The following is a 26,940-nucleotide window of genomic DNA, read 5'->3' as shown; positions in this document are numbered from 1 at the left end:
TATTCTCTGAAGAATCCTCAGGTACCAATATGAGTATGACTGTGGGATTCTCTAAATAATCTCCAAATCATACGCCGAGAAAAAGTATCGTTACGATAGCGAATATACTCGTTCGTTATTCTGCACTCTTGTACGCTGTGTATCGGTTTATTCTCACTTAAGCCAGACTTACTAGACGTGAAACCGACTACGCGTTGACAAAGGTTAAATAGGTAGGTGACATTTCCACTACTATGTCAGAGGCACAAACAATTAGCAGCGAATCTGGTGTGGCTCGGGACCTCACCGCATTCCAGCAGAACATCCTCGTCATCCTTGCCGAGGAACCAATGTACGGGCTTGCCATCAAGCGCAACCTCGAATCTTACTACGGGACTGAAGTCAACCACGGGCGTCTGTACCCTAACCTCGACGACCTCGTCGAGATGGACCTCGTCGAAAAGAGCGAACTCGACAAGCGTACGAACCAGTACGAACTGACCGACGACGGCCTTCAGGCTGTTCTCGACCGGTTCAACTGGATGCTCTCGAAGTTCGTCACTGATTCCGAGCGCGGCGAGATGGTCTCGGAACTCATCGACGCACAACTGTAAGGAAACACACTGACTTCACCGGGCTAGTTCAGGGACATCGACGCCGGCGGCGTCGAACAACAGTTCGAGTGATTCCCCCACAATCGACCGCTGTTCCTCGGTCGGCCACGCATTGCGTGGATAATATTCTTCGAGAAACTCACGAACTTCCGGAGCGCCCGCTGTCTCTATTTTCCGCACGTAGTGGTTCCCGAGGAAGTCGGCGAAGGCGCGAGCGTTCTTCCCATGGTCGGGGCCGTGTCCGGCTTCGACGGCTTCGACGAGACTCGCGTTGTGGGCTTCGACGGCGTGCCACGCGCTCTCGGCACCGGTTCCCGAGAGCGGGCGCTCGATTCCACGGTCGGTATCTTCGATACGACTCACATCGACGTTGCCGTCTTCGTCCAACCAATCGTCGGGATAGAGGACGAGAACGTCGTCGTCTTCGCGGAGGCGGGCGACGAATCCGTACGCAGACAGCACCTCGTCGCGGTCGGATAGATACACCTCGCGCTCGTTGGGGTCGATTGCGTCGCGGGCGAGGCGCGTCAGTCGCGTGACCTTCTGTTGGACGTCTTCGGGGAGTTCTGACTCAGGCATTGTCGAGGGCCTCGTTTGCCAGTGAGTCTGCGCGGTCGTTTATCTCTCGCGGAACGTGTTCTAACGACCAGCGGTCGAAGTTTTGGAGCAACTCGTGAACTTTCACTCGGCGCTCTCGGAGTTCGGGGTTGTTCGTGTTCCACTCGCCGCGAACCTGCTTGACGATGAGTTGCGAATCGCCGCGAACGTCTACTTCGTCGTAGCCGTACTCGACGGCCGCAGTGAGCGCCGCGATGAGTGCTTCGTACTCGGCTTGGTTGTTGGTCATCTTCCCGAGTCGCCGGGAGCCTTCGGCGACGATGCCGTTGCTCGTGACGATTGCCCAGCCGACTGCGGCAGGGCCGGGGTTTCCGCGACTCGCGCCATCGAAATAGACGTGTGCGCGTCCGCCGCCGGGTTGAATGAGTCCTAAGAGACTCGCCGGTTGCGACCCTTGGACGACGACTTTGTCGTCGTAGGCGACTGCCGTCGCGCCGTCTCGTTTCGCTCGCCACTGTTCGTGTTCGGTGTTTCCGGGCGTCACCGAGACGCCCGCATCTTTGAGTCGATGTCGGGCCTCGTCGGGGTCGCATTCGACCGTCGGCATACGTTCATGTCGCTTGGGCCACGGTATATGCCGTTCGTTCGCCCCCTCGGTTGAGACGCCCCAAATCCGGCCCAATATTTAAGTGGCAGGAAACAGACAATATATAAATGCGATGAAACGGCCTACTCGCCAGCGGGAGCGTGAGTCCAATCGGACTCGGTGGGGAGACGAGTCTGAAGACAGCGACGAGGGGTACGACGACATCGACCTCGACGACCTCGACCCCGAAGAAGTCGTCCGGACGGGCGACGGAGAACTGATTCACAAAGAGACCGGTATCATCATCGAAGAAGAAGAGATAGACCGCGGACCGGAGTGGCGTGCGTTCAACCACTCCGAACGCCAGTCCAAGTCGCGTGTCGGTGCACCCATCACCGAAACGATGCACGACAAAGGACTGACGACGACCATCGACTGGAAGGACAAAGACGCCTACGGGCGTTCGATTTCCTCGAAGAAGCGGTCGCAGATGCATCGACTGCGCAAGTGGCAAGAACGTATCCGAACCAAGGACGCCGGTGAGCGCAACCTTCAGTTCGCACTCAGCGAAATCGACCGCATGGCCTCGGCGCTCGGGGTCCCGCGCTCGGTCCGCGAGGTTGCCTCGGTTATGTACCGACGTGCCCTCAGCGAAGACCTGATTCGCGGGCGTTCTATCGAGGGCGTCGCAACGTCAACCCTCTATGCCGCCTGTCGGAAAGAGGGAATTCCGCGCTCGCTCGAAGAGATTGCAGAAGTCTCGCGCGTCGAGCGAAAGGAAATCGGGCGGACGTATCGCTACATCTCCCAGGAACTCAGTCTGGAGATGCGACCGGTAGACCCCAAGAAGTACGTCCCTCGCTTCTCGTCCGAACTCGACCTCTCGAAAGAGGTCCAGTCCAAGGCGAACGAGATTATCGAGACGACTGCCGAGAAGGGACTGCTCTCAGGCAAGTCGCCGACGGGCTACGCCGCCGCCGCCATCTACGCTGCATCACTCCTCTGTAACGAGAAGAAGACCCAGCGTGAAGTCGCGGACGTTGCGCAGGTGACGGAAGTAACCATCCGGAATCGCTACCAAGAGCAAATCGAAGCGATGGGCATCCACAGCTAACGTCCTTCGATTTTCTTCTTCAGTCGCAGAACTCATTGTACCTGAGCGCGCACTCCGAGTGTGAAGCTCGACGAGTACATGGACATCGAGCGAGACGAGCGCGCCGAGCGTCGCCGCCTCGCCCAAGAGAAGTCCTACGGCATCCTCGACCACCTCGAAACCTTCCAAGACCGGTTCGAGGAGACGGTTCAAGGTGACTCGCTCTACGGCGGTGTTTCACCCTCTATCTTCGTCGGGCGCTCGAACTACCCGCGCGTCTCGACGGGAATTCTCTCTCCCGTCGGCCACGACGAAGACGCCGGAAGCTTCGAGACCAGCGCCGGGTGGTACACCGAGGGCGTCAGTATCTCCGACGTGTTCGAGCGCCGGACCTCGCTTCTCAATTCGAATCAGAGTACGAAGGTGACGAACGTCGCCGACTCGTGGGACGGCTTTCTCGGCACCCAGCGCGAAGTCGCCATCAGCGACAGACCCGTGACGGTCGAAATCGGTCTCGATGGCACACCGAGTCTCGACTTCGACGCGACTTCTGACGACGTGGCGACACCGGTCGGCCCGCGCGCCCGTGCAACCTCCGCAGACCTCGCCGAAAACCCGCACGTCCCGAAACTCGTCCAGAAGACGCTCGAAGACGACGACTGGAACGCACAGGGGGCGATGACCTACCTCTACCGCCGCGGGTTCGACGTGTACGACATCAACACCATCCTCTCGGCGGGCGCACTGGGACAGACCCAACAACGGCGACTCGTCCCCACCCGGTGGTCGATTACGGCCGTGGACGACACCCTTGGAAAATATCTCAGAGGGACGGTCAAACACAGCGACACCATCGACTCGGTGGAGGTCTACCGCAACGAGTTCATCGGCAACGCCTTCTGGGTCATCCTCGCGCCCGGTCGCTGGGAGTTCGAGTTGGTGGAGATGAAGGCACCCGGCAGTGTCTGGAACCCCGACCCGCAGGCGGGGATGTACCTCGCCGCCGACTCCGAAGGCTACGAAGGCCGCTCCGGCTACGTGAACGAGACGGCTGGCGCGTATCACGCCTCCCGCCTCGGCGTCCTCGAACACCTTCAGGATCGGGGAAAGCAGGCGAAGGCGCTCGTCCTCCGGCACGTCTCCGACGAGTACTGGGGTCCTGTGGGTGTCTGGCAGATTCGTGAGTCGATTCGCCACGCCTTCGAGGGCGAGCATGCGACCGCAGAGACGTTCGGTGACGCAATGCGCGACGTGGTGAACTATCTGCCCGTCTCGCTCGCCGACCTCCGCCGGAAATCCACGATGGCCGCCGGGTTGCAGACGAATATTTTCGACTTCGAGTAAGTCTCTCTTTGCTGACGTTCTCGGCAGATAGCTATTAACGCCGCTGGCTGGATAGTCACACAAATGGTCCACCGAAAGACAGCGGCCTTCGCTGGTCTCGCACTTCTCCTACTTCTCGCTGGCTGTGCCCAAGTGACGGTTCACTCCACGGTCAACGGCGACGGCAGCATCGCCGAACAGACGTATCAAATCAACATGACTCGGACGGCCTACGGCTATCTCGAAGAAGCCGCCGAGGAGGAAGGATACGAGAGCGTCGAAGACTCGATTCTCAGTGACCTCAACGAAACCGAGCGCGAACAAATCGAGTACTCCGAAGAGTACAACGGCGATACCGTGACGATGACGCTGACGCGGACGGACTTCATCCCGACCGCTGACGATGGAATCAGCGTCACCACCGAAGACGGAGAACTCGTCTACGAAGATATGAACTTCGTCGATGAAGCGGCCGCCGCCGAAACAGAGACCGACTTCTCGCAGTCGATAACCAGCGGCATGTCGGTCGATTACTACCTGACGATGCCCGGCGAAATCACCGACTCGAACGCGGACGTGGTCGATGGCAACACCGCCGAGTGGCACGAGAGCGGCTCCGAAGCGTTCAACGACAATCGCATCTACGCCCGCAGTGAGAAACCGACGTTCTCGATGGCTCCCGGATTCGGACCCGTGAGTGCGTTGGTCGCACTTCTTGCAGTTGCGCTGGTCGTGCTTCGGCGCGACTAGTCCGTTCACGCACTCGTTCTCGTTTCACCGTCACCGAATCCGCCTGACCGAATCTTTTTGACACTCTGTCAACCTGTGTTGACCATGTTGCCCCTCCAGATTCCCGGTGGTCCAGAGTTACTCATCATCTTCCTCATCTACGGAATCGGCTTGCTACTCCCAGTCGCCGCCGCAGTCGCTGGACTCTATCTGCTCTACAAGATTCGCAGCGATATCGGGCGCATCGCGGACGCGCTGGAAGAATAAGGTCGAGTCGTGGGCCGACGCCCAGACGACTTTCGTGTACTTAGGCTTCGACAGCGTCGAGGTTGGCAAAGGCCTTCTCGACGAGTTCGCCCGTATCGGCGATGACGTCGGCCATCGTGTCGTCGTCGGGGGCCATCCCCACGAGGCGGGCGACGCGCATGATGCTCACGTGGTAGACGACTTGCTTGCCGGGTTCTTCTTCCCAAATAACCACGTTACAGGGGAAGAGACCGCCCATCTTCTTGTCCGTCGCGTCGAGGGCGCGGTCGGCCATTGTCGGGTTACAGGCACCGAGGACGTAGTACGGGTCGCGGTCGGCACCGATTTTCTCGTTGAGCATCTCGGAGGGTGAGAACTCGGTTGCGACGCCAAAGCCAGCGTCCGTGAACGCCTCGCGGACGTGTTCGATGGCGTCTTCGTGACTCATTTCGAGGACGGCGCGCTCTTCACCGATGTCTTCCGGAGCGATAGCGGACGGGTCGATTGGAAGTGCCATAGCGACGTTTGGACCCGGAGCGACCAAAAGGTATGGTAGTGTGCCGTGTCCACACAATCAAACTGGGTCGAAGTCGTCGGATGCAGAGTCGAGGACGGACTGGATGAACGATGCTTTGGCAGCGGTGTACGATGCTCGATTTTCTCGATGTGCAGATTCGAGGTCACGCTTGAGCGATTCGTACTCATCTCTCAACCCAGAATCGGCGCGGAGTGCATCTCGAAATACGACCTGTTCTCGATGGCAGTCGCTCCCGCGTTCGGTCACACTCTGGTAATGCGTCCGGCAGGATTCGGGGCCGCGAGCGAAGAATCTACGGTCTTGAACGTCGTCGTTGTCGCGTTCTTCGTAACCCAGTTGTTCGAGTTCATGGGCAAGAGCGTCGGTCTCGTCGAGGTCGGAGACGAGAACGAGCATATCGAGAACCGGCTTGGCGGCGAGCCCCGGAATCGACGTACTGCCGACGTGTTCGAAGACGAGGGCGTACTCGCCAATGTGTGGTTCCAGACGAGCGACTTCTCGGTCGTAGGTGTCTCTCCATCGGGGGTCGTATGGAACGAGTTCGACGGTGCCGCGTGCGAGTCCGAGCGAGGGGTCGTCTCTACTCTCCTCACGATTCTCGTCGCTCATATCGGAATCGGGAGCCACTGAAGCGCCGCAATCACGTCTTCCGGTGGGAACAGCGGCGGGTGGAGTACCAACCAATCGAGGAGAATCAGGCCGAAGCCGTGGGCGACGATTGAGGGGAGAATCGAGTCACTCTCGTAATCGACCAGGCCGAATAGCACGTCCGTCGGGGCCGAGAGAACGATTTCAATCGGTGGCTTGCCGAAGTGGTGGAACGCGTAGAGAATCGGACTGATGAGCGCGCTTTTTCGCCCGATTTCGCGGACGCCAACGCACAGGAGTCCTCGATAGTACGTCTCGGCCGCGACGACGACCAGCAATTGCTGGGCGGCGTGGGGGAGAAAGTCCACGAGATTCGTCGAAGTGTGCCACATCGGATAGTACGCCCGAATCGTCGGGAGCGACGACCCGACGAGATAGAACGGGAGTACGAACAGTGCGAGAAGAACGGTGTTTCGGAGCGCGGCACGGTTGACGTTCCAGCCGAGGTTTCGGCCGTGAGAGACCGCAAGCGCTCCGGGGATGAGGATAAACAGCAGTGCGTCGTGGACCGCACGGTAGGTGAGACTGCCGCCGGGAATCGGCCAGAGACTCCACGCGGCCCCGACGACACCCCCGACGAGAAGGGCGCGATAGAGCCACGGAAGGTCAGAAATCCGACGGCGCAACACCGTTATTCCGTCTGGACTGGCTCGCGTCCGATGACGTCCAAGCAGTCGTTCATGAACGTCTGTCGGGTGTCGAAGTAGGTCTCGTCAACCGATTCGAGTACCGCTTCGAGCGTCTGCGGGCCAGCGGGCGTCCGAACGACTGCGTCGCCTTCCTTGTTCAGGATGCTGCTCTTTTCTTGGGGCCAGGTCAGTCGGGAGGCCACGCGTGCGAGAGGTGCGCCCTCGACGGACTCGCCCTCTCCGAGTTCAACTGCGGGTGCCTCGTCTGCTTCCTCGTCAGCCATGGGCGGGGGTTGGCTACCGCGGATGATAATCCCTTCGAGATTATCATCGGATACAGACACAACACGCTGGTTTATTGGCAAAATGTGTATACTTTCGGACAAATGTCTGACGCATCGTTTTAGGGACCCGTTTCGTAGGCAGGTCTATGACTAGTCTATCGGAGGCATATCACGGTGGCCGCGGCGGGCCAAGTCTCCGACGGCTGTCCCTGGGACTTGGTGTGTTCCTCGCCGGGGTACTGCTCGTCATCGCGGGCATTGTGGTCGCAACGACGGACCTCTACACGTCTGGTGGTGCGACACTCGGTGAGGCACGAGAACTCGGGGGCATCCTCGGAGGAATTGGTGTACCTGCGGTGTTCCTCGGTGTGTTCACTGTACTTCCCGCGAGCGCGCGAACCCGCGCCGCGGCAGTTATCGGTGCGAGTGTTGCGATTCTCGGTGTCGCGCTCTTCTCGCACGCCTACCCGTGCCAGTGGTCGGGGGCAACCTGCGGCGCAGGTCTGGCGGACCTGACGTTAGAGACGGTTGCCGTCTACTTCTTCGGCACACTCACCACCTTCTGGTGTCTGTTTGTCGGCGTTGCGAACTTCAAGACGCGCAACGACCCCGGCGGCACGGCCACGGTGCAGGTCACGAAGAAAGGCGAGACGCGTATCGTCGAAGTCGAAAAGACGGTTCGCGGCGGACTCGGCGGCATCGGTTTCCTCGGCGGCACGCCCGATGGGGAGGTCGAAACGCAGACCAACACACCCGCGGCGAACGCTACCGACGGCGGGACCGAAGCCGAACAAATCACCTCACCACTTGACGACCAACAGACGGCATCGGCACAGCCACAGTCTGTCGACCAAATCGGGTCGTCGCCTTCGGCCAGCCCAACCCAGCAAAACGGGACACGGCAGGCACAGTCCCAGACACAGCAGCAGTCCCGAGCACAACCCGAGGGAGTCGGTGACCGATACTGCGGCAACTGCACGTACTTCGAGTACGTCCGAACTTCCAGTGGTCTCCAGCCGTACTGTTCGGCCCACGACGAGATGATGCAGGACATGGAAGCCTGCGACTCGTGGATTCCTCGCGGTCGGCAGTAGGCCCTACTCGTCCGTTTCGCATCCGCTCGTTTCCAATTCGTCTATCGTCCGTTCGACGCTTTTCCAGTGACTCCCGCGCCAAAACACCTGTCCGCAGTCTCGACACCGCCACAATCGAACGTCGTCGGGGTCGGGTGCGTATTCGGGAATCGACTCGCCCGATTCGACTGGTCTGAGGTGACCATTACACGACCCGCATCGTGCAAGCTCTGTGGTCAGCGAGAGGTCAAAGCCGACTGAGTTCAGTTCCGAGAGTTGCGCAGTCGGTGTTCGCCCTGCGAGGAGAACGCTCTGTGGTGCGCGCGCTGCGAGCGTCACATCACGGGTGAGTAGCACACGAGTCTCTTCGGTTGCTCGCGCGAGGAGTGCGTCGTCGCCGGGGTCGCTCCCGTCTCCATCGAGTGCGTAGGCGGTGTCGTAGCCACACATTCGAAGGTAGATGGCGAGTTTGCCGAGCATCACGTCGAGGAGGAGTGCAGTGTTCGTCGGGGTGGCCGATTCGACGCCAGTGGCGACAGTCCCTGGGTGCCCGTCACCGATATCGTCGGTCACTGGATGAAGTCTTCGAGTTCGCCCACGGGACGCGTGTTCAACACGTCCGCAGTTTCGACCCATCCCCGTCGGGCGGTGTGAATCCCGTACCGAACGTCGTCGAGTTCTCCCGGGCGGTGGGCGTCGGTGTTGATGACGATGGTCGCCCCCGCCTCGATTGCGATTCGGAGGGCATCCGAATTGAGGTCGAGGCGGTACGGACTCGCGTTGAGTTCGAGCGCAACGTCGTTCTCGACGGCAGCCTCCGCCAGTCGCTCGTAATCGAGGGTGAGACCGGGTCGGCGGTTGATGAGGCGACCGGTCGGGTGACCGAGAATATCGACTGCTGGGTGTTCCATCGCGCGAACGAGTCGAGTCATCGCGGCCTCACCGTCTTGGTCCAGCGCGCTGTGGGGCGAGGCGATAACCACGTCGAGCTGGTCGAGTACGTCGTCTGCGACAGAGAGGTTTCCTTCTGCGTCGATGTTGGCCTCGACACCGTGGAAGACGGCGATTTCGGCGCTTTCGGCGACTTTCTGGACTTCCTCGGCCTGTTCGAGCAGTTCGTCGTCGTCGAGGCCGACGCCGCCGACCATTCCGGGGCCAGTCGCGTGGTCGGAGACGACGTGGTAGTCGTAGCCGCGTTCGGTGGCCGCTTCGACCATCTCTGCAATGGTGTTGTCGCCGTCGGACCACTCGGTGTGCGTGTGCAGGTCGCCGCGGATGTCGCCTTCCTCGATGAGGTCTGGAAGTGTTCCCTCGCTGGCGGCCTCGACTTCACCCGTGTCCTCGCGGAGTTCGGGAGTCATGAGCGGGAGGTCCAAGGCGGCGTACATCGACGCCTCAGTCTCGCCACCGACGCGAGTTCCCGCGCGCGGGTCGCTATCGGGTTCGTCCACGTCCGAGATGTCGAACATGCCGTACTCGTTCATCTTGAGGCCGCGGTCGATAGCGAGGTTCCGGAGGTGGACGTTGTGGTCTTTGCTCCCCGTGAAATATTGCAGGGCCGCGCCATACTCGTCGGGGGTGATGATGCGGAGGTCCACCCGCATGTCGTTCACGCGAACGCTCGCTTTCTGCGTGCCCGCTTCGATGGTGTCGCCGACCGGATCCCAGTTGACAAAGCGGTCGATGACTGCTTCGGCGTCGTCGCTCTCGACCAGTACGTCGATGTCGCCGACCGTCTCTCGCCAGCGACGGAGTGAGCCTGCGGGTTCGGCACGCGAGACCGACTCGCTCACTTCGAGGTAGGCAATCAGGTCGTCCGCAATCGGTCGCGCTTTGCCGAGTGTCTCGCGCTGGTGAGATTCGCGGGCGAAGTCGATACCGTCGAGGATGTTCTGTTCCGTCTTGGTTCCGAAGCCCTTCACTTCTTGAATTTCTCCGTCACGGGCGGCGGCTTCCAACTCGTCGAGCGTCGTAATCCCGAGTGCTTCGTACAGGGTTCCGACCGTCTTCGGGCCGACGCCTTCGACGCTCGTGAGTGCGGCCATATCGACGGGCAACTCCTCGCGGAGTTCGACTAACTCCTCGATTTGCCCGGTCTCGAAATATTCGACGACTTTGGAGGCGATTGCGTCGCCGACGCGGTCGATTTCCATCACGCTGTCTCTCCCCTCGTCGGCGAGCCGCTCGATTGCGTGGGGATGCTCGCGGATGTTCTCTGCGGCACGGCGATAGCTCGATGGCTTGTAGGCGACACCCTTCGCATCGAGCAAGTCTGCGAACTCGTCGAAGAGGGCGGCGACTTCGGCGTTTCGGCTCATCGTCCACCTCGCTTGCTCATACCGCTATCTCGCCCTAAGGCTTGCTTCAGGAAGTTCATCCAGCGTTTCTGGTCGGCCGCGTGCTGGAGTTTCGCCTCCTGTTCGAGGTCCACGGGACGGAGTTGTTCGAGCGCGTTGAGGGCTCGGTCGATGCCGATGATATCCTGTACGAGTTGTTTGCCCTCCTCGTAACTCACTTCGTTGTCCTCGATTGGTTGGAGGCGCTCGATTCGCTCTCGTCGGAGGTTGCGCTTTGCTTGGTTGACACGCTCTTTTTCGCCCGACGGAATTGTGTCGCGTCGCTTTATCTCGAAGACGAACTGCTGGAGGTCTACCTGCTCTCCTTGGACTTCGATGGTCTCTGGAATCTGTGCGCCCACCGTCGCCCCCTCGCGGTTGACGCGTTCCAAGAGTTGCTTTCGCTGGAACTCTTTCACACCGTGGTGTTATCCCGCGCGACACTTTGCTCCATCGCCCCGCCGCCAATGTGTGACAAAACCGTACACGTATCGGCCGATTTCGGTCGAATTGTCCAGTTTCGCTGAAAAACGATTATCGTCAAATCCTGCGTATTGTTAGCTTGTTCCTATGGCTCTTTCGGACCAACCAGATGTCGGAGAAACGTCTACAGAAAATCCAACCCTGTTCAAGCGCGCTCGGTTGTACGCGTTTTACCTCCTCGCACTGGTGACGCTCGCGATGGCCGCGGCGTTCGTCGCTGAGTTGTTGCTGTTCTCGATTACCGGGTGGGGTGAAGGCGGCGCACTACTCGCCGAGCATCGTCTCCATGTGATGGTCATCGCCTCGCTCATCTGGGTCATGGTTCTCGGCGTCGCCGCGCAACTCTACCGGCCACTCAAGCGGGCGGCGTTGCTTCAAGTCTCGTTCGGCGTCGTCACGCTCGTCCTCCTCGGGACGGTTCTCGGCGGCGGCCCAATCGAAGAGGTCATTCCCTTCTTCGTCTTGATCGGGCTGATGACGCTGTTGCACCCCGCTGGACTGAACGTCCTTTCGTCGGGCGACGATTACAGTCCGGTGTTACTCGGACTCGTCGGCGTCGCGGCGGTTCCCGTACTCGCATTTGCAGTCAATCAAGCACTCTTGCAGGGGTCTGGTGACGTACACGCTCTCGCAGGACACTACTCGGAGATGGTCGTCATGTCCATCTCGCTGTTGATGATGGGCCTTATCGCCTCTGCGGGTGCATCTGGCCACCGCCTCGTCGCGTGGTTAACCGGTGGACTTGCGGTGTACTTCGGGTCGCTCTCGATTGCCTTCCCGGCGCAGACGTCGGCCGTTGGTCTCGTCTGGGCGTCGTTGCTCATCATCTGGGGCGTCTCGTTCGTCACTGTGAGCGAACTCCGGACCGCTGGTCGGACGACGCTCGGACAGGAGCGCTCGCTCGACGTCGATAGGACGTTGCGCGTGTAGGCCGCGCGCAAGCTCTGAGTTCTCTTTTCCTCTGTTTGAAGAATGCCGGAATATATTGTCAGCGTCTCGGACGCCACCAAATTGGCGTCGTACATTGGTGCAAAGAGCCGTCAAGAGACGAACTTTCTTATGGCTATCTGGGATATCGTGGTGTATGGGTTTGTTCGACCGACTCCGCGGCAAAGACCACCCGCGTGTCGCCTTCATCGGCATCGATGGTGTGCCGTTTAGCCTCCTCTCTGAGCATCCTGAGGAATTTCCGAATGTCGCCGCACTCGCTTCTGCGGGTGCCGCAGGCGACATCGACAGCATCGTCCCTCCCGAGTCCAGCGCGTGCTGGCCCGCTTTGACCACCGGCGTCAACCCCGGCGAGACGGGTGTGTACGGGTTCCAAGACCGTGAAGTCGGTTCGTACGAAACGTACGTCCCGATGGGCCGTGACGTGCAGGCGACCCGCATCTGGGACCGAGTTACCGACGCCGGCCGCAAGGCAACCGTGATGAACGTCCCCGTGACGTTCCCGCCGCAGCGAAACGTCCAGCGTATGGTCTCCGGATTCCTCTCTCCCAGCGTCGAGAACGGGGCGTACCCCGACGACTTCCGTGACTACCTCGAATCTATCGACTACAAAATCGACGTGAACGCCAAACTCGGCCACGACGACGACAAGTCGGCGTTCATGGTGGATGCTCACGAGACGCTCGACAAGCGCTTCGAAGCCTTCCAACACTACATCGAAGCGGACGACTGGGACCTCTTTTTCGGCGTCTTCATGACGACCGACCGAGTCAACCACTTCCTCTTCAAGGACTACGAACACGACGGCGAGAACAAAGAGGCCTTCATGGAGTTCTACCGCAAGGTGGACGACTACCTCGGTCGCATCCGCGAGATGCTCCCCGAAGACGTGACGCTCGTCGTCGCCTCCGACCACGGCTTTACCACCCTCAACTACGAGGTCCACTGCAACACGTGGCTCGAACAAGAAGGCTGGCTCTCCTACGAGAGCGACGACCACGACTCGCTCGCGGATATCGCCAGCGACGCGAAAGCCTACTCGCTCATCCCCGGCCGGTTCTTCATCAACCTCGAAGGCCGCGAACCACGCGGGTCGGTCCCCGAAGACGAGTACGAGGCCGTGCGCAACGAACTGAAAGAACAGTTGGAAGCACTCGAAGGCCCCGACGGCAAGAAGGTCGCAGAGCGCGTCGTCGTCAAAGAAGAAGCCTTCCGCGGCGACCACGACGACATCGCACCCGACCTCGTCGTGATTCCGAACCACGGCTTCGACCTCAAGTCTGGGTTCAAAGGCCACGACGACGTGTTCGGCACTGGACCACGCAACGGCATGCACAGTTTCGACAACGCGACGCTCTACATCGACAATCCGGACGCCGATATCGAGGACGCAGACCTCTACGATATCGCGCCGACGATTCTCGACCTGATGGAAGTCGAGTACGCGCGTGCTGATTTCGACGGCGCGAGCCTCATCCAGCAGTAAGCGCGGAAAAAAGATTCTTAATTTTTCACCGAGGCGACTCCGACCGATTGCAGGGCGTATCGATTAGAGCAAACTGTCGAGGTCGTCGTTCTGCCACATATCTTTCGGGTCTTCGCGCGTCGCTTTCTCAGCCTCTGCTTCTTCGATTGCCATGCGTGCGCGCTCCATGAACGCCTCCACACGGTCGGAGCGTTGAACACCTGCGAGGAGGACCAAGACGGCGATTCGCCCGCTATCGAGTGGGAAGTCGCCACCGCGAACTTCGAGACTGCCAGTCTCATTTTCGACCCATCGCCGCGCTCGTTCGACACCCTTTCTGGGAATTACCTCTGGCTTGCCAGCGACGACGACGAGTGCGGAATCCGCGTCACTCGCGTCTTGGAGGCTGGTCCCCGTGAGGACCGCACGGCGTGTCGTACTCATGACGGCGTTGATGTTGTCTTCGGCTACGTCCGAGGCTTCCGCGCTCGCATAACCGAGTGCGGCGATGCCACCAGTGCGAAGCGTGTTGATGATTTCGGAGGAATCGACGACGCTCTCGCCGACGCCTTCGACGGCTTCACCGGACGCAAGGAGGAGGCCGACACGCTGAGCGATTGCTTGGTTGATGGCCTCGTAACCCGCGCTCATCGACTCGCCCGACGACCGGAAGGCGTCGTTGTCGACGAGGAGGACAGCGTCTGACTCGCGGGCGATGGTCTTGAGCGACCGACCCGCGTTGACCTGGTACATCGCCCCTTCGTTCTGGCCGGGAACGATACCGAGGACGTACACCGGAATATCGTGAATTCGCCTGAGTTCTTTTGCGAGGACGGGCGTGCCGCCGGACCCGGACCCACCACCGAGGCCAGAGACGAGGAATATCGACTCGGCTTCGGCCGTGATGCGACCATCGAGCGCCGAGAGGACTTCTGTCTTGTCGGCTTGCATGACCTCTGCGCCGAGTTCGTTGTCGCCGCCGACGCCGTGGCCATTGACTCTGTCTTGGCCGATGAGGACCGTCTCGAAGGGGAGTGGCTGGAGGTCGGCTTCCGCCGTGTTCACTCCGACTGCGCTGAGGACCGCTCCGAATCCCATCTGCTTGTCGAATTCGAGGAGGGCCTGCGTGAGCTTCCCACCGGCTTGTCCCACGCCTATGAGGACCGTTTTCATACCTTAGGTGACTCGGGGGCGCATCTTGAACGTTCCCCACACTGAACCCGAGTCGGAAGCGACAATTTGCCCGATTTCACCGCCTGAAGTTTATGACCGATAAGGGAACCACCCCGCTGTATGACCGACGACCCATCGCGCGACACTGACCACTCTCCCGCCGCCTCACCACAGCCTGAAACGCTCTCAGCACGACTCGATGCCGTCGAACGCACGCTGACCGGCGACGATGTTGCCATCTCCTCGCTCGAAGATGCGGCGGCAGTCGAATCTCGTCTCTCGAACCTCGAAACCACGGCGAACGAACTCTCCGAACGGATGGACGAAGTCGATGCCGCGACGCAGGCAGTCCGTGGGTATCTCGGCGGTATCCGCGCCGTCAACGAAGACGTAGAGCGACGAGCAAACGCCGCGCTCGCAAAAGCCGAGTCGCTCGAAACTGCACTCATCGACGAATCGGCATCCGGTATCGACGAGGCCGCGGTTGCCGAGGCTGTCGATGCTCGCAACGACCATGCGCCAGCGCACGTCGAAGCAGACGACGAACCGGTGCGTGACGACGGCCACGGATTGGCCAACCGACTCCGTAACGTGCTGTGATTCGAGTCGTCCTCTCGTGTCTTCTCGCCGTCGCCATCGCGGGCGTCGTGTTCCCGGCGGCCGACGCCGCACGTGCCGATGCAACCGCAGTCCACATCGAGACGGCGGCGGACGAGATTGCACACGCGGCAACCGAACTCGTCGCGGACGAAGACCCATCACCTGCCGGACTTGCGGGTCCAACCCGGCACGTCACCGTCTCGGTCCCGACTGGGTCGTGGAAACAGACACGCGTCTCGATGCTCACGCTCCGTGGCGGAACCGGCCTCGAACTCGCGACGACGACGGCGACCGGGACGAGGGCTATCCGGCGAGTCGCAACGCCCCGAATTCGAGTCTCTGGTGGGGAAGTAAAACTCAAACCGGGAGAACACTCGCTCAGACTCACGCTTCAGGGTGATTCGACCGCGCCGGTCGTCGTCATCGAGACGGCGTAGGTTCAAATACTCGGACGGGACCATCCCGCCGTATGACTCACACGCTCGGCCCGTCGTCACTGCTCGATGTCGGTCGCATCCGCGACACTGTTGCGACTGCGTTGGGTGTCGAATCACCGGATGATAACGGGTGTACCTGCGAGATGACGGTTGCATCGCCGACTGGCAATCCTGGCGACGAGCGTCGCTCACTCGTCGTCGATGCCGACTCCTGTTCCGGACGCGGGGCACTCGCAACCGACCCTGATTGTCGAGCCGCCGTGATTTCTGCGCTCGAATCGGCAGACGTAGATGCGATTGTCGTTCACACTGGTGGACTGGAACATCGGTACGACGGCGATGCATGCGCGTTGCTCGTCGCCGCAGGCCGGTTCGCCGAGCGCGTCGATTATCGAGACGAACGACTCGCAACCCGCGCTCGCCACGACCCACTTGCGGCCGCACACGAGGCACTCGGTCGAGCTGGTGCGATTCGCCGCACCGCCGTCGAATCTGGACTCGCCGAAGGTGTGTCGCGCGCTGCAGACTATTCGACGGCACTCCGCGCCCACATCGGTCCAAAAATCGCGCGTTTCAGAGCCGACACACAGCCACCGGTCGATGCTCGTCTCACCTGCCGCGAGACACTCGAAACGGGTGCGGTCGTCCGGCGATACGACACCGCTGAAGAGCCGGTCTACCATCTCGACCCACCGGAGTCGAATCTCGACCCTGCGGCTGCTCGAACGCTGGCCAAGGCGCACGACGTACTCGCACGTGGCGTCGTCTCCGGCGGTGAGCGCGCACCCGGTCGAGCAGTTCGTCACGTCGCCGACGCGGACGACTCAATTACGACGCTCACCTCGATTTTACGAAAGCACGTCCGCGGATTCGGCATTCTCGACGACTTCTTCGCCGACCCGTCTGTCTCCGACGTGTACCTCTCGCATCCAATCTGTGAGACGCCGATTCGCGTCGTGGTCGATGGCAGGACGATGCGGACGAACGTCCGTCTCGCGCCGGGCGGCGCGGAGTCGCTCGCGTCGCGTCTGCGCCGTGAGAGTGGGTCATCGTTCTCGCGTGCGGACCCGACGCTCGACGCCGTTATCGACGTTGGTTCTGGCCGTGTCCGCGTTGCGGGCGTGACCGCCCCGGCGAGCGACGGTCTCGGATTCGCCTTCCGCCGACACGACGAGTCGCCGCTGACACTCCCCTCGCTCGTCGCAAACGGCACGCTCAGTGCTGAGGCCGCCGCACTCTGTTCGCTCGCGGTCGAACGTGGCGCATCTGTCCTCGTCGCTGGCGCTCGCGGTGCCGGGAAGACGACGTTCCTCGGGTCGCTTCTGTGGGACCTCCCTCCAGACGTTCGGACGGTCCTCATCGAAGATGCCCCCGAACTTCCCGCTGGTGCCTTACAGGACGCTGGGCGCGACGTACAAGCACTCAAAACGGACCCCGCAGGCGGTCCTGCCCCGACGCCACAGGATGCACTGCACACTGCGCTCCGGCTCGGTGACGGCGCACTCGTCGTGGGTGAAGTTCGAGGCGACGAAGCCGCGGTGTTGTTCGAAGCGATGCGCGTCGGGTCGAATTCGAGTGCGGCACTCGGGACGATTCACGGAAACGGCGCTGCTGCGGTCAGAGAGCGTGTCGTCTCCGACCTCGGCGTCTCGCCCTCCTCTTTCGCGACGACGGACCTCGTAATCACGTGCGAACACGCTGGAAGCCATCGCGTGGCGACCATCGAGGAAGTCCGTTCGACTGGCAAGGATGCGACCTTCGAAACGCTGTTCACCCACGATGGCGAGCGGTTGGCCCCGACCGGCGCACTCTCACGTGGTGATTGCCACGTCGCCGAGTCGATTGCCGCGCCCGAAGAATCCTACACTGACGTTCTCGCCACACTCGACTGTCGGGAAGCGCACCTCTCGATGCTCGCCGAGACGGACCAGACGCGCCCTGCTGACCTGGTAGCGAACGCGGGAGGTGTGTCGCAATGACCACGCTCGCGCTCGATTCGGTGCTTCCCGCAGTCGCCCGCCTCGCCCCAATCTCCACCGACCCGAGCGACGAACTTCGTCGCTCGTTGGCGTTTCTCGGTGTGGATACCGACGCCGAAACGGTCGTTCAGGCAGGTTACGGTGTTGCGATTCCGACTGGCGCGCTCGCCGGACTCTGTTCGGTGTTCGTCGTCCCGACATTGAGTGCGTTGGTCGTCGCGCTCGCGGTGATGCTCGTGACGGCGCACACCGTTCACACTCTCCCGGTTTGGCTCGCCGCACTCGAGCGAACGCAGGCGCTCGGAAATGCACCCGCGCTGGTTGGTCGTCTGGTCCTTCGAATGCGTGTCGAACCCGCTGTCGAGCGCGCGACTATCTTCGCCGCACAGTCGGGTGATGACCCGCTTTCGGACTCGCTCGCTGCACACGTCGAACACGCACGTGGGTCGCCTCGGACCGGCCTCGGTGACTTTGCAGCAGCGTGGCGCTCGTGGTTCCCCGCACTCGACCGTGCCGCCGCGCTGGTCGAAACGGCCGCTGATGCCCCAGCGGGAGAACGCGACCGCGCCCTCGACAGAGCGCACGAACTCGTTCGAGAGGGGACGCGCAATCGGCTCGCATCCTTCACGAGTGAGGTTCGCGGACCGGTGACTGCCGTGTACGCGTTCGGTGTCTTACTCCCGCTCGCGCTCGTCGGCGCACTCCCCGCCGCCCGCATCGCTGGCATCCGACTCTCTGTGATGCACGTCGTCCTCCTGTACGACGTTCTCCTCCCCGTCGCGCTCGTGGGCGCTATCGGCTGGGTACTCGCACGTCGCCCGGTTGTATTCGCGTCTGTCTCGGTCGATACGTCGCACTCCGCAGTTGCGGACCACCGATTCGTCGCGCTCGCTACTTCAGTGGGGGCCGCTACGATAGGGTTCGTCTCGGTGAACCTCTTCGTTGCACCGTGGGCCGCTCCGCTCGCGGCACTCGGGCTTGGAATCGGCTTGGGATTGTTCGTCGTCACTCGCCCCGTTATCGAACTCCGCGAACGCGTTCGGGCGGCCGAGGACGGACTCTCCGACGTTCTCTACCTCGTTGGTCGCGCGATTAACGACGGTGAGGCCGTCGAATCGGCACTCGCGCGTGCCGCGACGTCTGTGCCCGGTGCGACCGGTGAGCTGTTCGAGGCCGCGGTTGGCGTCCAGAACCGCCTCCGCGTCGGCGTCGTCGCATCCTTCTGCGGCGAGTACGGCGTCCTCGACGACCTCCCGAGTCAGCGAGTTGCCAGCGTGGCGACGTTGCTCGGTCTCGCCGCCAGCGAGGGTCGCCCTGCTGGTCACGCAATCGTCTCGATGGCCGACCAACTCGCGGCATTGAGTCGGTTGGATACCGACGCTCGGCGCGAACTCGCTAGCATCACCGACACGCTGTCGAATACGGGTTCGGTGTTCGGTCCGCTCGTCGCGGGTGCGACCGTCGCACTGGCCGACGGGATGGGCCCCGCTCGGTCGCTCGATTCGGCGGGCGTCGCCGAACCGCTGGCGACCGCAGACCTTGGTCTCGCCGTCGGTGGGTACGTACTTCTCTCTGCGGTGATTCTCACCACTCTCTCGGTCGGTGTCGCAAACGGACTCGACCGCTCGCTCGTCGCCCACAACGTCGGGAAAGCACTCGTCTCGGCGACGTTGACCTTCGTTGCCGCGTTCGTCGCAGCCGGGACGCTCCTCTGAGCGGAGGTTTATATACTGAGACGGGGCCACCCCGGGCTATGTTCGATGCACCGGTTGAATCGCTGTCTCTCTGGACTGCCCTCGCCGTCGGTGGGGTCGTCCTCCTCGGCGTCGTCGCCGGGCTTTCGTCACATCCCGCACCCGACGCCGCCGGTGTCGCCGACGCTGTTGACCGCGTCGCTGTTGCGGAGTACGACGCGACTGCAACGGTCCGACTCCACGCCGATTCCGTTCGTCTCGGAACGCACCGAATCGCGCTCCGAAACGACGGTGGAACGTCGCACGCGACGTTCGCGTTTGGTCCAATCACGCCTGCGTCACCCGACACACCACTCGCCGCAGTTGCACAGGGTTCGTCACCGGAGGCGGTTTTCGATACTCGCACGGCGTTCGAAACCGCACTCGTCGACGCACGTACGGCCGACCCGTCGTGGCACGCCGCCGAAGAATCGCTCGTCGTTCGCCGTATCTCGTGGGAGGGGTCTGATGCACTCATCGTCGTCGCGTAGGGGACAACTCTCGCCGCTGTCGGCACTGACGGCGTTGTTCGTCGTGTGCGCGGCCATTTCGACCTACGCACTCGTTCTCGACGACTCGTCTCCGACTGCGGAGCGGAACCTCGGCGAGACGACGCTCTCGGCAGTCGAATCCGAACTCGAAGACGATACTGGCGTCGTTTCGCTTCCGGACCACTCGTCTCCTCTCGCGTCCTGTCCTGACGGCTACTCCTGCCGCGCCATCGTTGCCGCTGGCGACTCGCGTCGCGTTCTCGGCGCGACTGGCTCCGCTCCAGCCAGTGCTGACCGAGCAACGACGCGCGTCAGCATCCGTGTCGCGCCCGGCGACGTTCGCTTTGGCACGCTCCGCGTGGAGGTGTGGCAATGACCGACCTCGTACTCGACGTTGCGCTCTGTTTGTTGCTCGTCAGCGCCAGCATCGGCGTCGTTGCGACCGAAACTGAACCAGCACAATCCGACGCATCACTCGACCCTGACGGAATCGCCGACGCGCTCGCAACGAGTACGGCGACAGTCCACTACGACCTCGAACCCGGCGTTCGCGTCGCCGACCCGTCGCTTCTCGGACCGAACGGCGTCGATCCCCGCGAACTCGACCGGACGGCCCACGGCAGCCTCGCAGGGCTCCTCGCTCGGGCCACGCTCGGTGCGGTGACGATAGGCGGTGTTCGACTCGCGCACGCCCGCGACGACCTTCGCCGCGGAGTCGGCGAGCGCGTCGCCGCAGAACTCCCTGCACGCGGCATCCACGTCGGTATCCAGTGGACACCCTACCCCGGCGCACCGATTCGTGCAGTCGATGGATTGGGAGAGCGCCCACCCGCCGGTGCGACCGTCCACAGCGCAACGTTGCACGTTCCGAGTGGGTTTCCCGCTGCGCGTGATGATGCAATCGACGCCAGCGACGACGGATTCGATGCCGTTTCGCGCGTCGTCGCCGAGCGCACCATCGCGGGGTTGTTCCCACCCGAACGAGCCCGACTCGCACTCCACGGTGACGAGCCGGTTTCGACGCTGATGCAAACGCGATACGAACGCGCCGATGGACTGTTGAACGCCTCTGTCGGGCCAGATGTCGCACGCACCGACGTCGAAGCGGCAAATGCGGACCTCTCGGCAAGACTGGCAACTCGGTTTGAATCGGACATGCGCGAGCGATTCGAGTCGCCACGAGACGCAGCTGAAGCCGTCTCAGTTGGCAGAATCTCCATCGTCGTTCGGACGTGGCCGCGATGAGACTCGCAGACGACACGCGCGGCCGCGTCCCGTTCGCCCTGCTCGGCGTGCTACTCCTCGTTTCGAGCGCGACGTTCTCCGGGGCGCTCTCGGGTCAGTCGCTCGTCACGGACCAGCGGGTCGATGTGTCCATGGACCGCGCGACGGCACAAGTCGATGCAACCGTTCGCAGTGCAGTCCGTGACGCCGCCCGCGACGCCGCGGCCAACCCAGTGACGAAACCTGCAAACACGACTGTTGGACGCGTTCTCTCGGCGAACAACACCTTCCACGACTACCTTCGCTTACGAATCGCTCTGGAGACGAAATCGCGCTTGGAATCCATCTCGGCGGGTCGAAACGGCGTTCGAGCAGGCGCTTCGCTCCCGAACGTTTCGAACGAACCGAGCCTCCAGGCGTTACTCGCGCGGGTGTCTATCGAGAGTCGAGAGAATGGAACGCTCCTCGTTGCGACCGTCGAGAACATCTCAGTCGAAGCGACGCGCGAAGGCCGTGTCGTCGCCAGCGACCCCGTCACGAGTACGGTTAGCGTTCGAACACCGATTCTCGCCATCCACGAGAAGACAGAGACGTTCGAGCGCCGTCTCGACGCGAACGCCCTCGACGGCGGGACGTTGGATGCAACGGTGACGACGGCGCTCTGGACGAGTGCGTGGGCACGCGGATGGGGCCAGTACAGCGGCCTACCAATCGAGAACGTCGTCTCGAACGAACACGCCGCACTCGCAACGAACGCCGGTGTTCTGCTCACCGAACAACAGACCTTCGGCACCACCGACCGCGACGCCCGCGGAGCGATGGGCCGTGCGGCAGTCCAAGCAGGTGCGCGAGCGATGCTCTCGCGGAGCGGCATCCCGGTGGCGCCAGAGATGGCGAACGCGCTTCCTGACCCGAATCAGGCCGAAGCGCCCTCGCCGACAGTGCCAGCGAACCGAACGATAAGCGTCTCGGCAGGCACGGCGGCGGACGCGGCGTTCGTGTCGCTCCTCGACGGTAACGGCGGCCTGTCGATAGCAGACCTCTCCGAAGACGCCTACCGTGCTGACGTGGTCGTCGTCACGGACGTGATAACTGTCGCAGACACGGCAGGGACAAGCAGTTCACTGGGTCCGGAGTGGGAACTCGTGGAGACACACACTGAAAGCGAGTCGTCGGTGACGACGCTTCCAACCCACCTCCCCACCGGTACGGACGAGTCGTTCGTTGCCGACGCCGGGTCGCGTCTCGTCTCTGAGACGACGACGACGACGCGGACGTGGCGTATGGGCAACGAGACGCTGACGACCCAACAGCACTCGAACACGACGCATCGCGTCGATATCGCCGTCGTCGTCGAACCCCGAACGCTTCCGGGGCCAGCGCGCCCAATCAACCCGGTGTTCGAATCCGGTGGCGCCCTCAGGAGTGAGAACCTCGGTGAAGCCAAGGCCGAGAGCGACGATATCGTCTCGACTCACGGCGGATTCGACGGCCTCGCCCGCGACGCTCTTGAGTCCGACGTGGCACTCGAACGGTCGGTTTCGGCGACCCCTCCGACTGACATCGAACCGTGGATTCGCGCGGACCTGTACGCACTCCACCAGCGAGTCAAAAATCGGACGGTGACCGTTCCCGCACAGAAAATCGCCGCGGGCGAAGTCAACCCCGCGGGTAAACTCGCGGCGTCGATTCGCGCCGACCGCTCGGAACTCGTCGCCGCGCCAGATACCTACGACGGGGTTGCCGACCGTGCGCGTATCGCCGCTCGCGCGGCATACATCGACCGCTTGCTGTCCGCCCTCGATAATCGGGCTAACCAAACCGCTCGCGCGACGAACGCGACCGAATCGACCGCACAGGACGCCGGTATCGAGTCGCTTTCTGCCGCTGTCGAGGGGGCACGTGACGCGCGAAGCACGCTCGAATCTGCGCCCAACAACGACGTCCAGAAAGTCTCGTCTGAGATTCAGTACATACCCGACGCGGACCCGATGTACCTCTCTCTGAGCGGTCTCGATGGCTCGACTATGCCCGCCGTCGGCACAGATGCGACGTACCATCCGCTCGTCGCTCGCAACACCAACCTGTTCACGCTCCCCTACGGCGATGCGACCGACACGGTGTTGTCGCCCATCTTCGGGAGTAGTCGTCGCGTCCCGCTCCGTGTTGCCGCATCCGCCCTGCTCGCCGCCGATTCGACGCTCGCCGAAACCGGGCCGAACGAGACGCTCCAGACGCGACGCGACAACCTCGAAATCGCGCTCACTCGCGCGATGGCACCGACGAGAGAGGCCGCACGCGAGACGTTGAAATCGCACACCGACCTGACGCTCACCGAGCGTCGCGCGGCGCTCACAGATGGATTGGGTCGATGGCCGAACCGCGCCCACCGCGCGCTCGCCATCGCCAACGGGTCTGCGGCACGAGCCATCGCCATCGAAGTCGCGGGAGAAGGGACGACTGAAGCCGACATCCTCGAACTCCGCCTCACCAACGCATTCCGCGAAGCACGCCAAACCCCCGGCGCAACCGTCCCACAGCGACTCACCAATCGAACCGTCCAGACGACGCGCACCATGCGACAGGACGTACTCGCGGAGGCGGCGACCAACGTCGTCATGAACGCGACCGAAGACGCTGTCTCGAACAAACTGAACGAGACGCTCGAAAAACGACTCGGCAAATCGTTCAAGCGCGTCCCTGCCGGGATGCCCGTCGCGCCCGTTCCGGGCTACTGGTACGCGACGGTCAACGTCTGGGACGTCGAATTGAAAGGTGAGTTCGCGCAGTTCCGCGTCCACGCCCGCGGCGACACCGAATCGCTCACCTACGCCCGCGACGGGTCTGCTGTCGACCTCGATTGGGACAGCGATGGCGAGAGCGAACGAGTCGGCCACGGCGAGCGCATCGACTTCGAGACGCGCGTTCCAATCGTCGTCGCTGTCCCACCGACGGGTATCGGTGTCGGCGATATCGACGGCAACGCAGACGAACGCTCCGAAGGATGGGCCGGTGGACCGGGGTGCGAAATCCCCTCTGACTGCCGCATCGTCTGAGACTGCCCACACCGAGTGATAACCGTTTTGCCGCCCGACTTCCGAACACTGGGTATGTTATACGACGCCGTAGAGCAACCCGGCGCAGTCTCACTCGACGAACTTCGTGCCGCCTACGACGACGAACTCCGCTCGGCAATCGACTCGCTTGGAACTGATGCGGCGGCCGACGCTGCAGACGTTTCGGAAGAGACCGTTGCAAATGGCGTCCTCGATTTGACGCTCGAACAGGCCGCCTCGATTCTCGAACACGTCGATGGCAATCCCGACGCCGACGCCATCGTCTTCGAGTACCGCGACCACCTGCTCATGGGCATGACCTCGGGTATCCTCGACGTCGATACGCTCGCCGCAGAAGTGGATTACGACGCCTCCGGGCAGGAAGTCCAGCAGGCAATCGAAGGCCGAATCTCGTCGCCACTCTCCGAACTTGCGGCCATCCACCACGCGATTGCCGTCCGTAACGAGCGATGAGGGTCGCCATCCTCGGATGTGGCTACGTCGGCCTCGAACTCGCCCGACAACTCGTCGCCGAGGGGCACGACGTGTGGGGCGTTCGGCGCTCGGACGATGGTCTCGATTCCGTCGCTGAGACGGGTGCGACTCCCGTTCGTGCGGACGTAACTGACCCCGAAAGTCTCGAAGCAGTTCCCGACGTGGACCACGTCGTCTTCGCCGCGAGTTCCGGCGGCCGCGGCGCGGACGCCGCCCAGACCGTCTTTGTCGAGGGCCTTCGCAGTGCAATCGATCACTTCGCCGCCCGCGACGACGCCCCCGACCGACTCGTCTACACGTCGAGTACGGGCGTTTACGGCGACCACGACGGCGCATTCGTGGACGAATCGACACCACTCGACCCGACGACAGACAAGACGCGCGTCCTCGCCGAAGCAGAGCGCGTCGCCCGCGAGTACGCCGCCGAGCAGGGTCTCGAAGGGACTGTCGCCCGATTTGCCGGACTGTACGGTCCCGACCGCTATCGACTCTCTCGATACATCGAGGGGCCGGTCACCGCAGGGTATCTGAACATGGTCCACCGTGACGATGCCGCTGGTGCAGTTCGGTTCTTTTTGGAGACTGGTCGCGCTCGCGACGAAGTCGTCCTCGTCGTAGACGACGAACCCGTTTCGAAACACGACTTTGCGGATTATCTAGCCGACGCGTGCGGCGTTCGGCGTCCCGAAAAGCGGTCGAAACGAGAGCGACTTGAAGAAGGTGACCTCTCGGAAGCGGCAAAACGGCGTATTTTGACGAGTAAACGCTGTTCGAACGACCGAATTAGAGAACTCGGCTACGACTTTTTCTACCCCACGTATCGGGAAGGGTACCAGGACGCAATTAATGCGTATAGAGCGTCAAGTGAATGATACACTGGCGGTGAACACCTCACCAAGTCGTATGTTCTGTCGTTCGTGAAACATCGATTTGGGGGAATATTCATACCGCCGGGCTTAGACGTGATGGGTAATGGTAGGTTCAGTGGGTGGGATTGACATGCCTGGCGTCACTGGCGCGATACAGTCGTTCGTCAGCACCTACCCCGAAATCGTCGCCGCAATTATCGTCGGCATCGTCGCCGTCGGACTGGGAGTGTACGCTGCGCTCCGATTCAAGCGTCCGATGGGCGCGCGCTTTATCGACGCGCTGAGCGACGTTGACGAAATCGCGGTCCTCATGCACCCGAACCCCGACCCCGACGCGATGGCCGCCGCAATCGGCGTTGCGAACTTGGCCGAGCAGGTCGGCACAACATCCACCATCCAATTCGCAGGCCAAATCAGACATCAAGAAAACCGCGCGTTCCGAACCGTTCTCGACCTCGACCTCCATTCTATCGACCACGTCAGCGACCTTGCAGCCGAAGCAGTCGTCCTCGTCGACCACAACTCGCCGCGCGGATTCGCCGGTGCAGAGAGCGTCCTCCCCTACGCCGTCGTTGACCACCACCCCGGCGATGGCGGCGGAGAGGCGTTTACTGACGTTCGAACCGACTACGGCGCGTCTTCGAGCATCGTCGCCGAATACTTCCGTGACATCGGTGCGAAACCTGTCCCACCGGACATGCACGCGAGTGAGGTCAACTCCACGTACACTGTTCCGTCGCAGGTTTCGACTGGTCTCCTGTACGGCATCCTCACGGATACGAAGAACCTCACTTCCGGATGTTCTGCCCCCGACTTCGCGGCCGCAGGCTATCTCTTCCCGGGCGTCAACGAGGACCACCTCGACCGCATCGCCAACCCGGAGGTCTCCCGCGAAGTACTCGAAGCGAAAGCCCGCGCAATCGCCGGGCGCGACGTTCGCGGTCCATTCGCCGTCGCCGACATTGGGACGCTCTCGAACGTCGATGCCATCCCGCAGGCGGCAGACGAACTCATCCAACTCGAAGGCGTCACGGCGGCAGTCGTCTGCGGCGAACGTGACGGTAACGTCTATCTCTCGGGTCGCTCGCGCGATGACCGAGTCCACATGGGCCGTACTCTCGAAGTCGCCGTCAGCGAGTATCGTGGGTCGAGCGCGGGCGGCCACGCACGGATGGGTGGCGGACAGATTCTCCGTCCCGAAGTCTCCACCGACGGCGGCGACGGCCACGATATCTCGCGGCCTGACCTCGTCGAACGGATTTTCGATGCCCTCTCGGGCGAAGTGTGAGTTCTCGACCGGTGGCCTCCCGCCGGACCGGTGACCCTTAACCGTCACATCTCGTAGCCGCGT

At 62.2% G+C, this 26,940-nt stretch carries 29 protein-coding genes; 19 read left to right on the top strand and 10 right to left on the bottom strand.

Going from position 1 to position 26,940, the window contains the following annotated elements; all coding sequences use genetic code 11:
• The first annotated feature begins 233 nt into the window (after window positions 1–233).
• Window positions 234–593, top strand: coding sequence for a PadR family transcriptional regulator (locus ACK509_RS05295; protein WP_410765451.1), 360 nt, complete (start codon window positions 234–236; stop codon window positions 591–593).
• A 15-nt stretch (window positions 594–608) separates the two neighbouring features.
• Here ACK509_RS05295 and ACK509_RS05290 read toward each other — a convergent pair whose 3' ends face one another.
• Both ACK509_RS05290 and rnhA read right to left on the bottom strand, forming a co-directional pair.
• Window positions 609–1,172: a rnhA operon protein gene (locus ACK509_RS05290; protein ID WP_410765450.1), complete on the bottom strand. Its 564-nt coding sequence runs from the start codon at window positions 1,170–1,172 to the stop codon at window positions 609–611.
• On the bottom strand, window positions 1,165–1,758 hold the full coding sequence (rnhA, locus tag ACK509_RS05285; protein WP_410765449.1) for a ribonuclease HI: 594 nt from the start codon (window positions 1,756–1,758) through the stop codon (window positions 1,165–1,167). Before rnhA ends, ACK509_RS05290 begins: the two co-directional genes overlap by 8 nt.
• A 112-nt stretch (window positions 1,759–1,870) precedes the next feature.
• On the opposite strand from rnhA, the gene ACK509_RS05280 reads away from it, so the two are divergent.
• The 4 genes from ACK509_RS05280 (at window position 1,871) to ACK509_RS05265 (ending at window position 5,149) form a co-directional block, all read left to right on the top strand.
• Window positions 1,871–2,851 (top strand): transcription initiation factor IIB, encoded by a 981-nt coding sequence (locus ACK509_RS05280; RefSeq protein WP_410765448.1) that lies wholly within the window; start codon window positions 1,871–1,873, stop codon window positions 2,849–2,851.
• A 60-nt stretch (window positions 2,852–2,911) separates the two neighbouring features.
• The gene (nreA, locus tag ACK509_RS05275) at window positions 2,912–4,174 is read left to right on the top strand and encodes a DNA repair protein NreA (RefSeq protein ID WP_410765447.1); all 1,263 of its coding nucleotides are present in this window, start codon (window positions 2,912–2,914) and stop codon (window positions 4,172–4,174) included.
• Window positions 4,175–4,237: 63 nt separating this feature from the next.
• On the top strand, window positions 4,238–4,903 hold the full coding sequence (locus ACK509_RS05270) for a PGF-CTERM sorting domain-containing protein (protein ID WP_410765446.1): 666 nt from the start codon (window positions 4,238–4,240) through the stop codon (window positions 4,901–4,903).
• Window positions 4,904–4,987: 84 nt separating this feature from the next.
• Window positions 4,988–5,149: a hypothetical protein gene (locus tag ACK509_RS05265; protein ID WP_410765445.1), complete on the top strand. Its 162-nt coding sequence runs from the start codon at window positions 4,988–4,990 to the stop codon at window positions 5,147–5,149.
• A 40-nt stretch (window positions 5,150–5,189) separates the two neighbouring features.
• Here the strand turns inward: ACK509_RS05265 and ACK509_RS05260 are convergent, their stop codons facing one another.
• The 4 genes from ACK509_RS05260 to ACK509_RS05245 are packed head-to-tail and all read right to left on the bottom strand — an operon-like array spanning window position 5,190 to window position 7,227.
• Window positions 5,190–5,645: a DUF302 domain-containing protein gene (locus ACK509_RS05260; RefSeq protein ID WP_410765444.1), complete on the bottom strand. Its 456-nt coding sequence runs from the start codon at window positions 5,643–5,645 to the stop codon at window positions 5,190–5,192.
• A gap of 57 nt (window positions 5,646–5,702) precedes the next feature.
• A complete protein-coding gene (locus tag ACK509_RS05255) occupies window positions 5,703–6,275 on the bottom strand; it encodes a GrpB family protein (protein WP_410765443.1) in 573 nt (190 codons plus the stop codon).
• Window positions 6,272–6,943 (bottom strand): CPBP family intramembrane glutamic endopeptidase, encoded by a 672-nt coding sequence (locus tag ACK509_RS05250; RefSeq protein WP_410765442.1) that lies wholly within the window; start codon window positions 6,941–6,943, stop codon window positions 6,272–6,274. The genes ACK509_RS05255 and ACK509_RS05250 overlap by 4 nt, the downstream gene beginning before the upstream one ends.
• 2 nt (window positions 6,944–6,945) lie before the next feature.
• Window positions 6,946–7,227: a DUF5789 family protein gene (locus ACK509_RS05245; protein WP_410765441.1), complete on the bottom strand. Its 282-nt coding sequence runs from the start codon at window positions 7,225–7,227 to the stop codon at window positions 6,946–6,948.
• A gap of 146 nt (window positions 7,228–7,373) precedes the next feature.
• Here ACK509_RS05245 and ACK509_RS05240 point away from each other — a divergent pair, with 146 nt between their 5' ends.
• Window positions 7,374–8,321, top strand: a complete 948-nt coding sequence (locus ACK509_RS05240; RefSeq protein WP_410765440.1) for a ribonuclease BN — start codon at window positions 7,374–7,376, stop codon at window positions 8,319–8,321.
• 3 nt (window positions 8,322–8,324) lie between these two features.
• Here ACK509_RS05240 and ACK509_RS05235 read toward each other — a convergent pair whose 3' ends face one another.
• Genes ACK509_RS05235 through ACK509_RS05225 form a run of 3 tightly spaced genes read right to left on the bottom strand, consistent with a single transcriptional unit; the run spans window position 8,325 to window position 11,055 of the window.
• Window positions 8,325–8,873 (bottom strand): Mut7-C RNAse domain-containing protein, encoded by a 549-nt coding sequence (locus tag ACK509_RS05235; RefSeq protein WP_410765439.1) that lies wholly within the window; start codon window positions 8,871–8,873, stop codon window positions 8,325–8,327.
• The gene (gene polX, locus ACK509_RS05230; protein ID WP_410765438.1) at window positions 8,870–10,618 is read right to left on the bottom strand and encodes a DNA polymerase/3'-5' exonuclease PolX; all 1,749 of its coding nucleotides are present in this window, start codon (window positions 10,616–10,618) and stop codon (window positions 8,870–8,872) included. The genes ACK509_RS05235 and polX overlap by 4 nt, the downstream gene beginning before the upstream one ends.
• A complete protein-coding gene (locus ACK509_RS05225; RefSeq protein ID WP_410765437.1) occupies window positions 10,615–11,055 on the bottom strand; it encodes a DUF5788 family protein in 441 nt (146 codons plus the stop codon). Before ACK509_RS05225 ends, polX begins: the two co-directional genes overlap by 4 nt.
• Window positions 11,056–11,206: 151 nt before the next feature.
• Between ACK509_RS05225 and ACK509_RS05220 the strand changes: the two genes are divergently transcribed.
• The gene (locus ACK509_RS05220; RefSeq protein WP_410765436.1) at window positions 11,207–12,049 is read left to right on the top strand and encodes a hypothetical protein; all 843 of its coding nucleotides are present in this window, start codon (window positions 11,207–11,209) and stop codon (window positions 12,047–12,049) included.
• 154 nt (window positions 12,050–12,203) lie between these two features.
• The gene (locus tag ACK509_RS05215) at window positions 12,204–13,553 is read left to right on the top strand and encodes an alkaline phosphatase family protein (protein ID WP_410765435.1); all 1,350 of its coding nucleotides are present in this window, start codon (window positions 12,204–12,206) and stop codon (window positions 13,551–13,553) included.
• Window positions 13,554–13,616: 63 nt separating this feature from the next.
• On the opposite strand, the gene ACK509_RS05210 is transcribed toward ACK509_RS05215, so the two are convergent.
• Window positions 13,617–14,705, bottom strand: coding sequence for a tubulin/FtsZ family protein (locus ACK509_RS05210; protein ID WP_410765434.1), 1,089 nt, complete (start codon window positions 14,703–14,705; stop codon window positions 13,617–13,619).
• A gap of 120 nt (window positions 14,706–14,825) precedes the next feature.
• Here ACK509_RS05210 and ACK509_RS05205 point away from each other — a divergent pair, with 120 nt between their 5' ends.
• From ACK509_RS05205 to ACK509_RS05155, 11 genes are all read left to right on the top strand, one after another.
• The gene (locus ACK509_RS05205; RefSeq protein ID WP_410765433.1) at window positions 14,826–15,305 is read left to right on the top strand and encodes a hypothetical protein; all 480 of its coding nucleotides are present in this window, start codon (window positions 14,826–14,828) and stop codon (window positions 15,303–15,305) included.
• Window positions 15,302–15,742: a hypothetical protein gene (locus ACK509_RS05200; RefSeq protein ID WP_410765432.1), complete on the top strand. Its 441-nt coding sequence runs from the start codon at window positions 15,302–15,304 to the stop codon at window positions 15,740–15,742. The genes ACK509_RS05205 and ACK509_RS05200 overlap by 4 nt, the downstream gene beginning before the upstream one ends.
• 32 nt (window positions 15,743–15,774) lie before the next feature.
• Complete coding sequence (locus ACK509_RS05195; RefSeq protein WP_410765431.1) at window positions 15,775–17,721, top strand: ATPase, T2SS/T4P/T4SS family; 1,947 nt, start codon at window positions 15,775–15,777, stop codon at window positions 17,719–17,721.
• Window positions 17,718–19,436 (top strand): pilus assembly protein, encoded by a 1,719-nt coding sequence (locus tag ACK509_RS05190; protein ID WP_410765430.1) that lies wholly within the window; start codon window positions 17,718–17,720, stop codon window positions 19,434–19,436. Before ACK509_RS05195 ends, ACK509_RS05190 begins: the two co-directional genes overlap by 4 nt.
• 38 nt (window positions 19,437–19,474) lie before the next feature.
• On the top strand, window positions 19,475–19,945 hold the full coding sequence (locus tag ACK509_RS05185; RefSeq protein ID WP_410765429.1) for a hypothetical protein: 471 nt from the start codon (window positions 19,475–19,477) through the stop codon (window positions 19,943–19,945).
• On the top strand, window positions 19,923–20,321 hold the full coding sequence (locus ACK509_RS05180; protein WP_410765428.1) for a hypothetical protein: 399 nt from the start codon (window positions 19,923–19,925) through the stop codon (window positions 20,319–20,321). The genes ACK509_RS05185 and ACK509_RS05180 overlap by 23 nt, the downstream gene beginning before the upstream one ends.
• The gene (locus ACK509_RS05175; RefSeq protein WP_410765426.1) at window positions 20,318–21,190 is read left to right on the top strand and encodes a hypothetical protein; all 873 of its coding nucleotides are present in this window, start codon (window positions 20,318–20,320) and stop codon (window positions 21,188–21,190) included. The genes ACK509_RS05180 and ACK509_RS05175 overlap by 4 nt, the downstream gene beginning before the upstream one ends.
• Window positions 21,178–24,225 (top strand): hypothetical protein, encoded by a 3,048-nt coding sequence (locus ACK509_RS05170; protein ID WP_410765425.1) that lies wholly within the window; start codon window positions 21,178–21,180, stop codon window positions 24,223–24,225. The genes ACK509_RS05175 and ACK509_RS05170 overlap by 13 nt, the downstream gene beginning before the upstream one ends.
• 54 nt (window positions 24,226–24,279) lie before the next feature.
• Entirely contained in the window at window positions 24,280–24,699 is a 420-nt protein-coding gene (locus ACK509_RS05165) for a DUF5791 family protein (RefSeq protein ID WP_410765424.1), read from the top strand.
• Window positions 24,696–25,592 carry an SDR family oxidoreductase gene (locus ACK509_RS05160; protein WP_410765422.1) on the top strand — a complete coding sequence of 299 codons (897 nt, stop codon included), beginning with the start codon at window positions 24,696–24,698 and terminating at the stop codon, window positions 25,590–25,592. Before ACK509_RS05165 ends, ACK509_RS05160 begins: the two co-directional genes overlap by 4 nt.
• A 100-nt stretch (window positions 25,593–25,692) precedes the next feature.
• Window positions 25,693–26,877: a DHH family phosphoesterase gene (locus tag ACK509_RS05155; RefSeq protein ID WP_410765421.1), complete on the top strand. Its 1,185-nt coding sequence runs from the start codon at window positions 25,693–25,695 to the stop codon at window positions 26,875–26,877.
• Window positions 26,878–26,940: the final 63 nt, after the last annotated feature.

The sequence above is a fragment of the Haloferax sp. DFSO60 genome (assembly GCF_046557615.1).
Classification (GTDB): domain Archaea; phylum Halobacteriota; class Halobacteria; order Halobacteriales; family Haloferacaceae; genus Haloferax.
This window is presented reverse-complemented; position numbering and strand designations above follow the sequence as displayed.

What these genes read in the sequence shown, in the direction of transcription:
- ACK509_RS05245 (WP_410765441.1), bottom strand. Translation starts at nt 7,227, where the DNA reads ATGGCTGACGAGGAAGCAGACGAGGCACCCGCAGTTGAACTCGGAGAG.
- ACK509_RS05215 (WP_410765435.1), top strand. Translation starts at nt 12,204, where the DNA reads ATGGGTTTGTTCGACCGACTCCGCGGCAAAGACCACCCGCGTGTCGCC.
- ACK509_RS05175 (WP_410765426.1), top strand. Translation starts at nt 20,318, where the DNA reads ATGACCGACCTCGTACTCGACGTTGCGCTCTGTTTGTTGCTCGTCAGC.
- ACK509_RS05220 (WP_410765436.1), top strand. Translation starts at nt 11,207, where the DNA reads ATGGCTCTTTCGGACCAACCAGATGTCGGAGAAACGTCTACAGAAAAT.
- ACK509_RS05270 (WP_410765446.1), top strand. Translation starts at nt 4,238, where the DNA reads ATGGTCCACCGAAAGACAGCGGCCTTCGCTGGTCTCGCACTTCTCCTA.
- ACK509_RS05210 (WP_410765434.1), bottom strand. Translation starts at nt 14,705, where the DNA reads ATGAAAACGGTCCTCATAGGCGTGGGACAAGCCGGTGGGAAGCTCACG.
- ACK509_RS05295 (WP_410765451.1), top strand. Translation starts at nt 234, where the DNA reads ATGTCAGAGGCACAAACAATTAGCAGCGAATCTGGTGTGGCTCGGGAC.
- ACK509_RS05280 (WP_410765448.1), top strand. Translation starts at nt 1,871, where the DNA reads ATGAAACGGCCTACTCGCCAGCGGGAGCGTGAGTCCAATCGGACTCGG.
- ACK509_RS05185 (WP_410765429.1), top strand. Translation starts at nt 19,475, where the DNA reads ATGTTCGATGCACCGGTTGAATCGCTGTCTCTCTGGACTGCCCTCGCC.
- ACK509_RS05165 (WP_410765424.1), top strand. Translation starts at nt 24,280, where the DNA reads ATGTTATACGACGCCGTAGAGCAACCCGGCGCAGTCTCACTCGACGAA.
- ACK509_RS05180 (WP_410765428.1), top strand. Translation starts at nt 19,923, where the DNA reads ATGCACTCATCGTCGTCGCGTAGGGGACAACTCTCGCCGCTGTCGGCA.
- ACK509_RS05240 (WP_410765440.1), top strand. Translation starts at nt 7,374, where the DNA reads ATGACTAGTCTATCGGAGGCATATCACGGTGGCCGCGGCGGGCCAAGT.
- ACK509_RS05260 (WP_410765444.1), bottom strand. Translation starts at nt 5,645, where the DNA reads ATGGCACTTCCAATCGACCCGTCCGCTATCGCTCCGGAAGACATCGGT.
- polX (WP_410765438.1), bottom strand. Translation starts at nt 10,618, where the DNA reads ATGAGCCGAAACGCCGAAGTCGCCGCCCTCTTCGACGAGTTCGCAGAC.
- ACK509_RS05160 (WP_410765422.1), top strand. Translation starts at nt 24,696, where the DNA reads ATGAGGGTCGCCATCCTCGGATGTGGCTACGTCGGCCTCGAACTCGCC.
- rnhA (WP_410765449.1), bottom strand. Translation starts at nt 1,758, where the DNA reads ATGCCGACGGTCGAATGCGACCCCGACGAGGCCCGACATCGACTCAAA.
- ACK509_RS05195 (WP_410765431.1), top strand. Translation starts at nt 15,775, where the DNA reads ATGACTCACACGCTCGGCCCGTCGTCACTGCTCGATGTCGGTCGCATC.
- ACK509_RS05205 (WP_410765433.1), top strand. Translation starts at nt 14,826, where the DNA reads ATGACCGACGACCCATCGCGCGACACTGACCACTCTCCCGCCGCCTCA.
- ACK509_RS05190 (WP_410765430.1), top strand. Translation starts at nt 17,718, where the DNA reads ATGACCACGCTCGCGCTCGATTCGGTGCTTCCCGCAGTCGCCCGCCTC.
- ACK509_RS05265 (WP_410765445.1), top strand. Translation starts at nt 4,988, where the DNA reads ATGTTGCCCCTCCAGATTCCCGGTGGTCCAGAGTTACTCATCATCTTC.
- ACK509_RS05290 (WP_410765450.1), bottom strand. Translation starts at nt 1,172, where the DNA reads ATGCCTGAGTCAGAACTCCCCGAAGACGTCCAACAGAAGGTCACGCGA.
- ACK509_RS05255 (WP_410765443.1), bottom strand. Translation starts at nt 6,275, where the DNA reads ATGAGCGACGAGAATCGTGAGGAGAGTAGAGACGACCCCTCGCTCGGA.
- ACK509_RS05155 (WP_410765421.1), top strand. Translation starts at nt 25,693, where the DNA reads ATGGTAGGTTCAGTGGGTGGGATTGACATGCCTGGCGTCACTGGCGCG.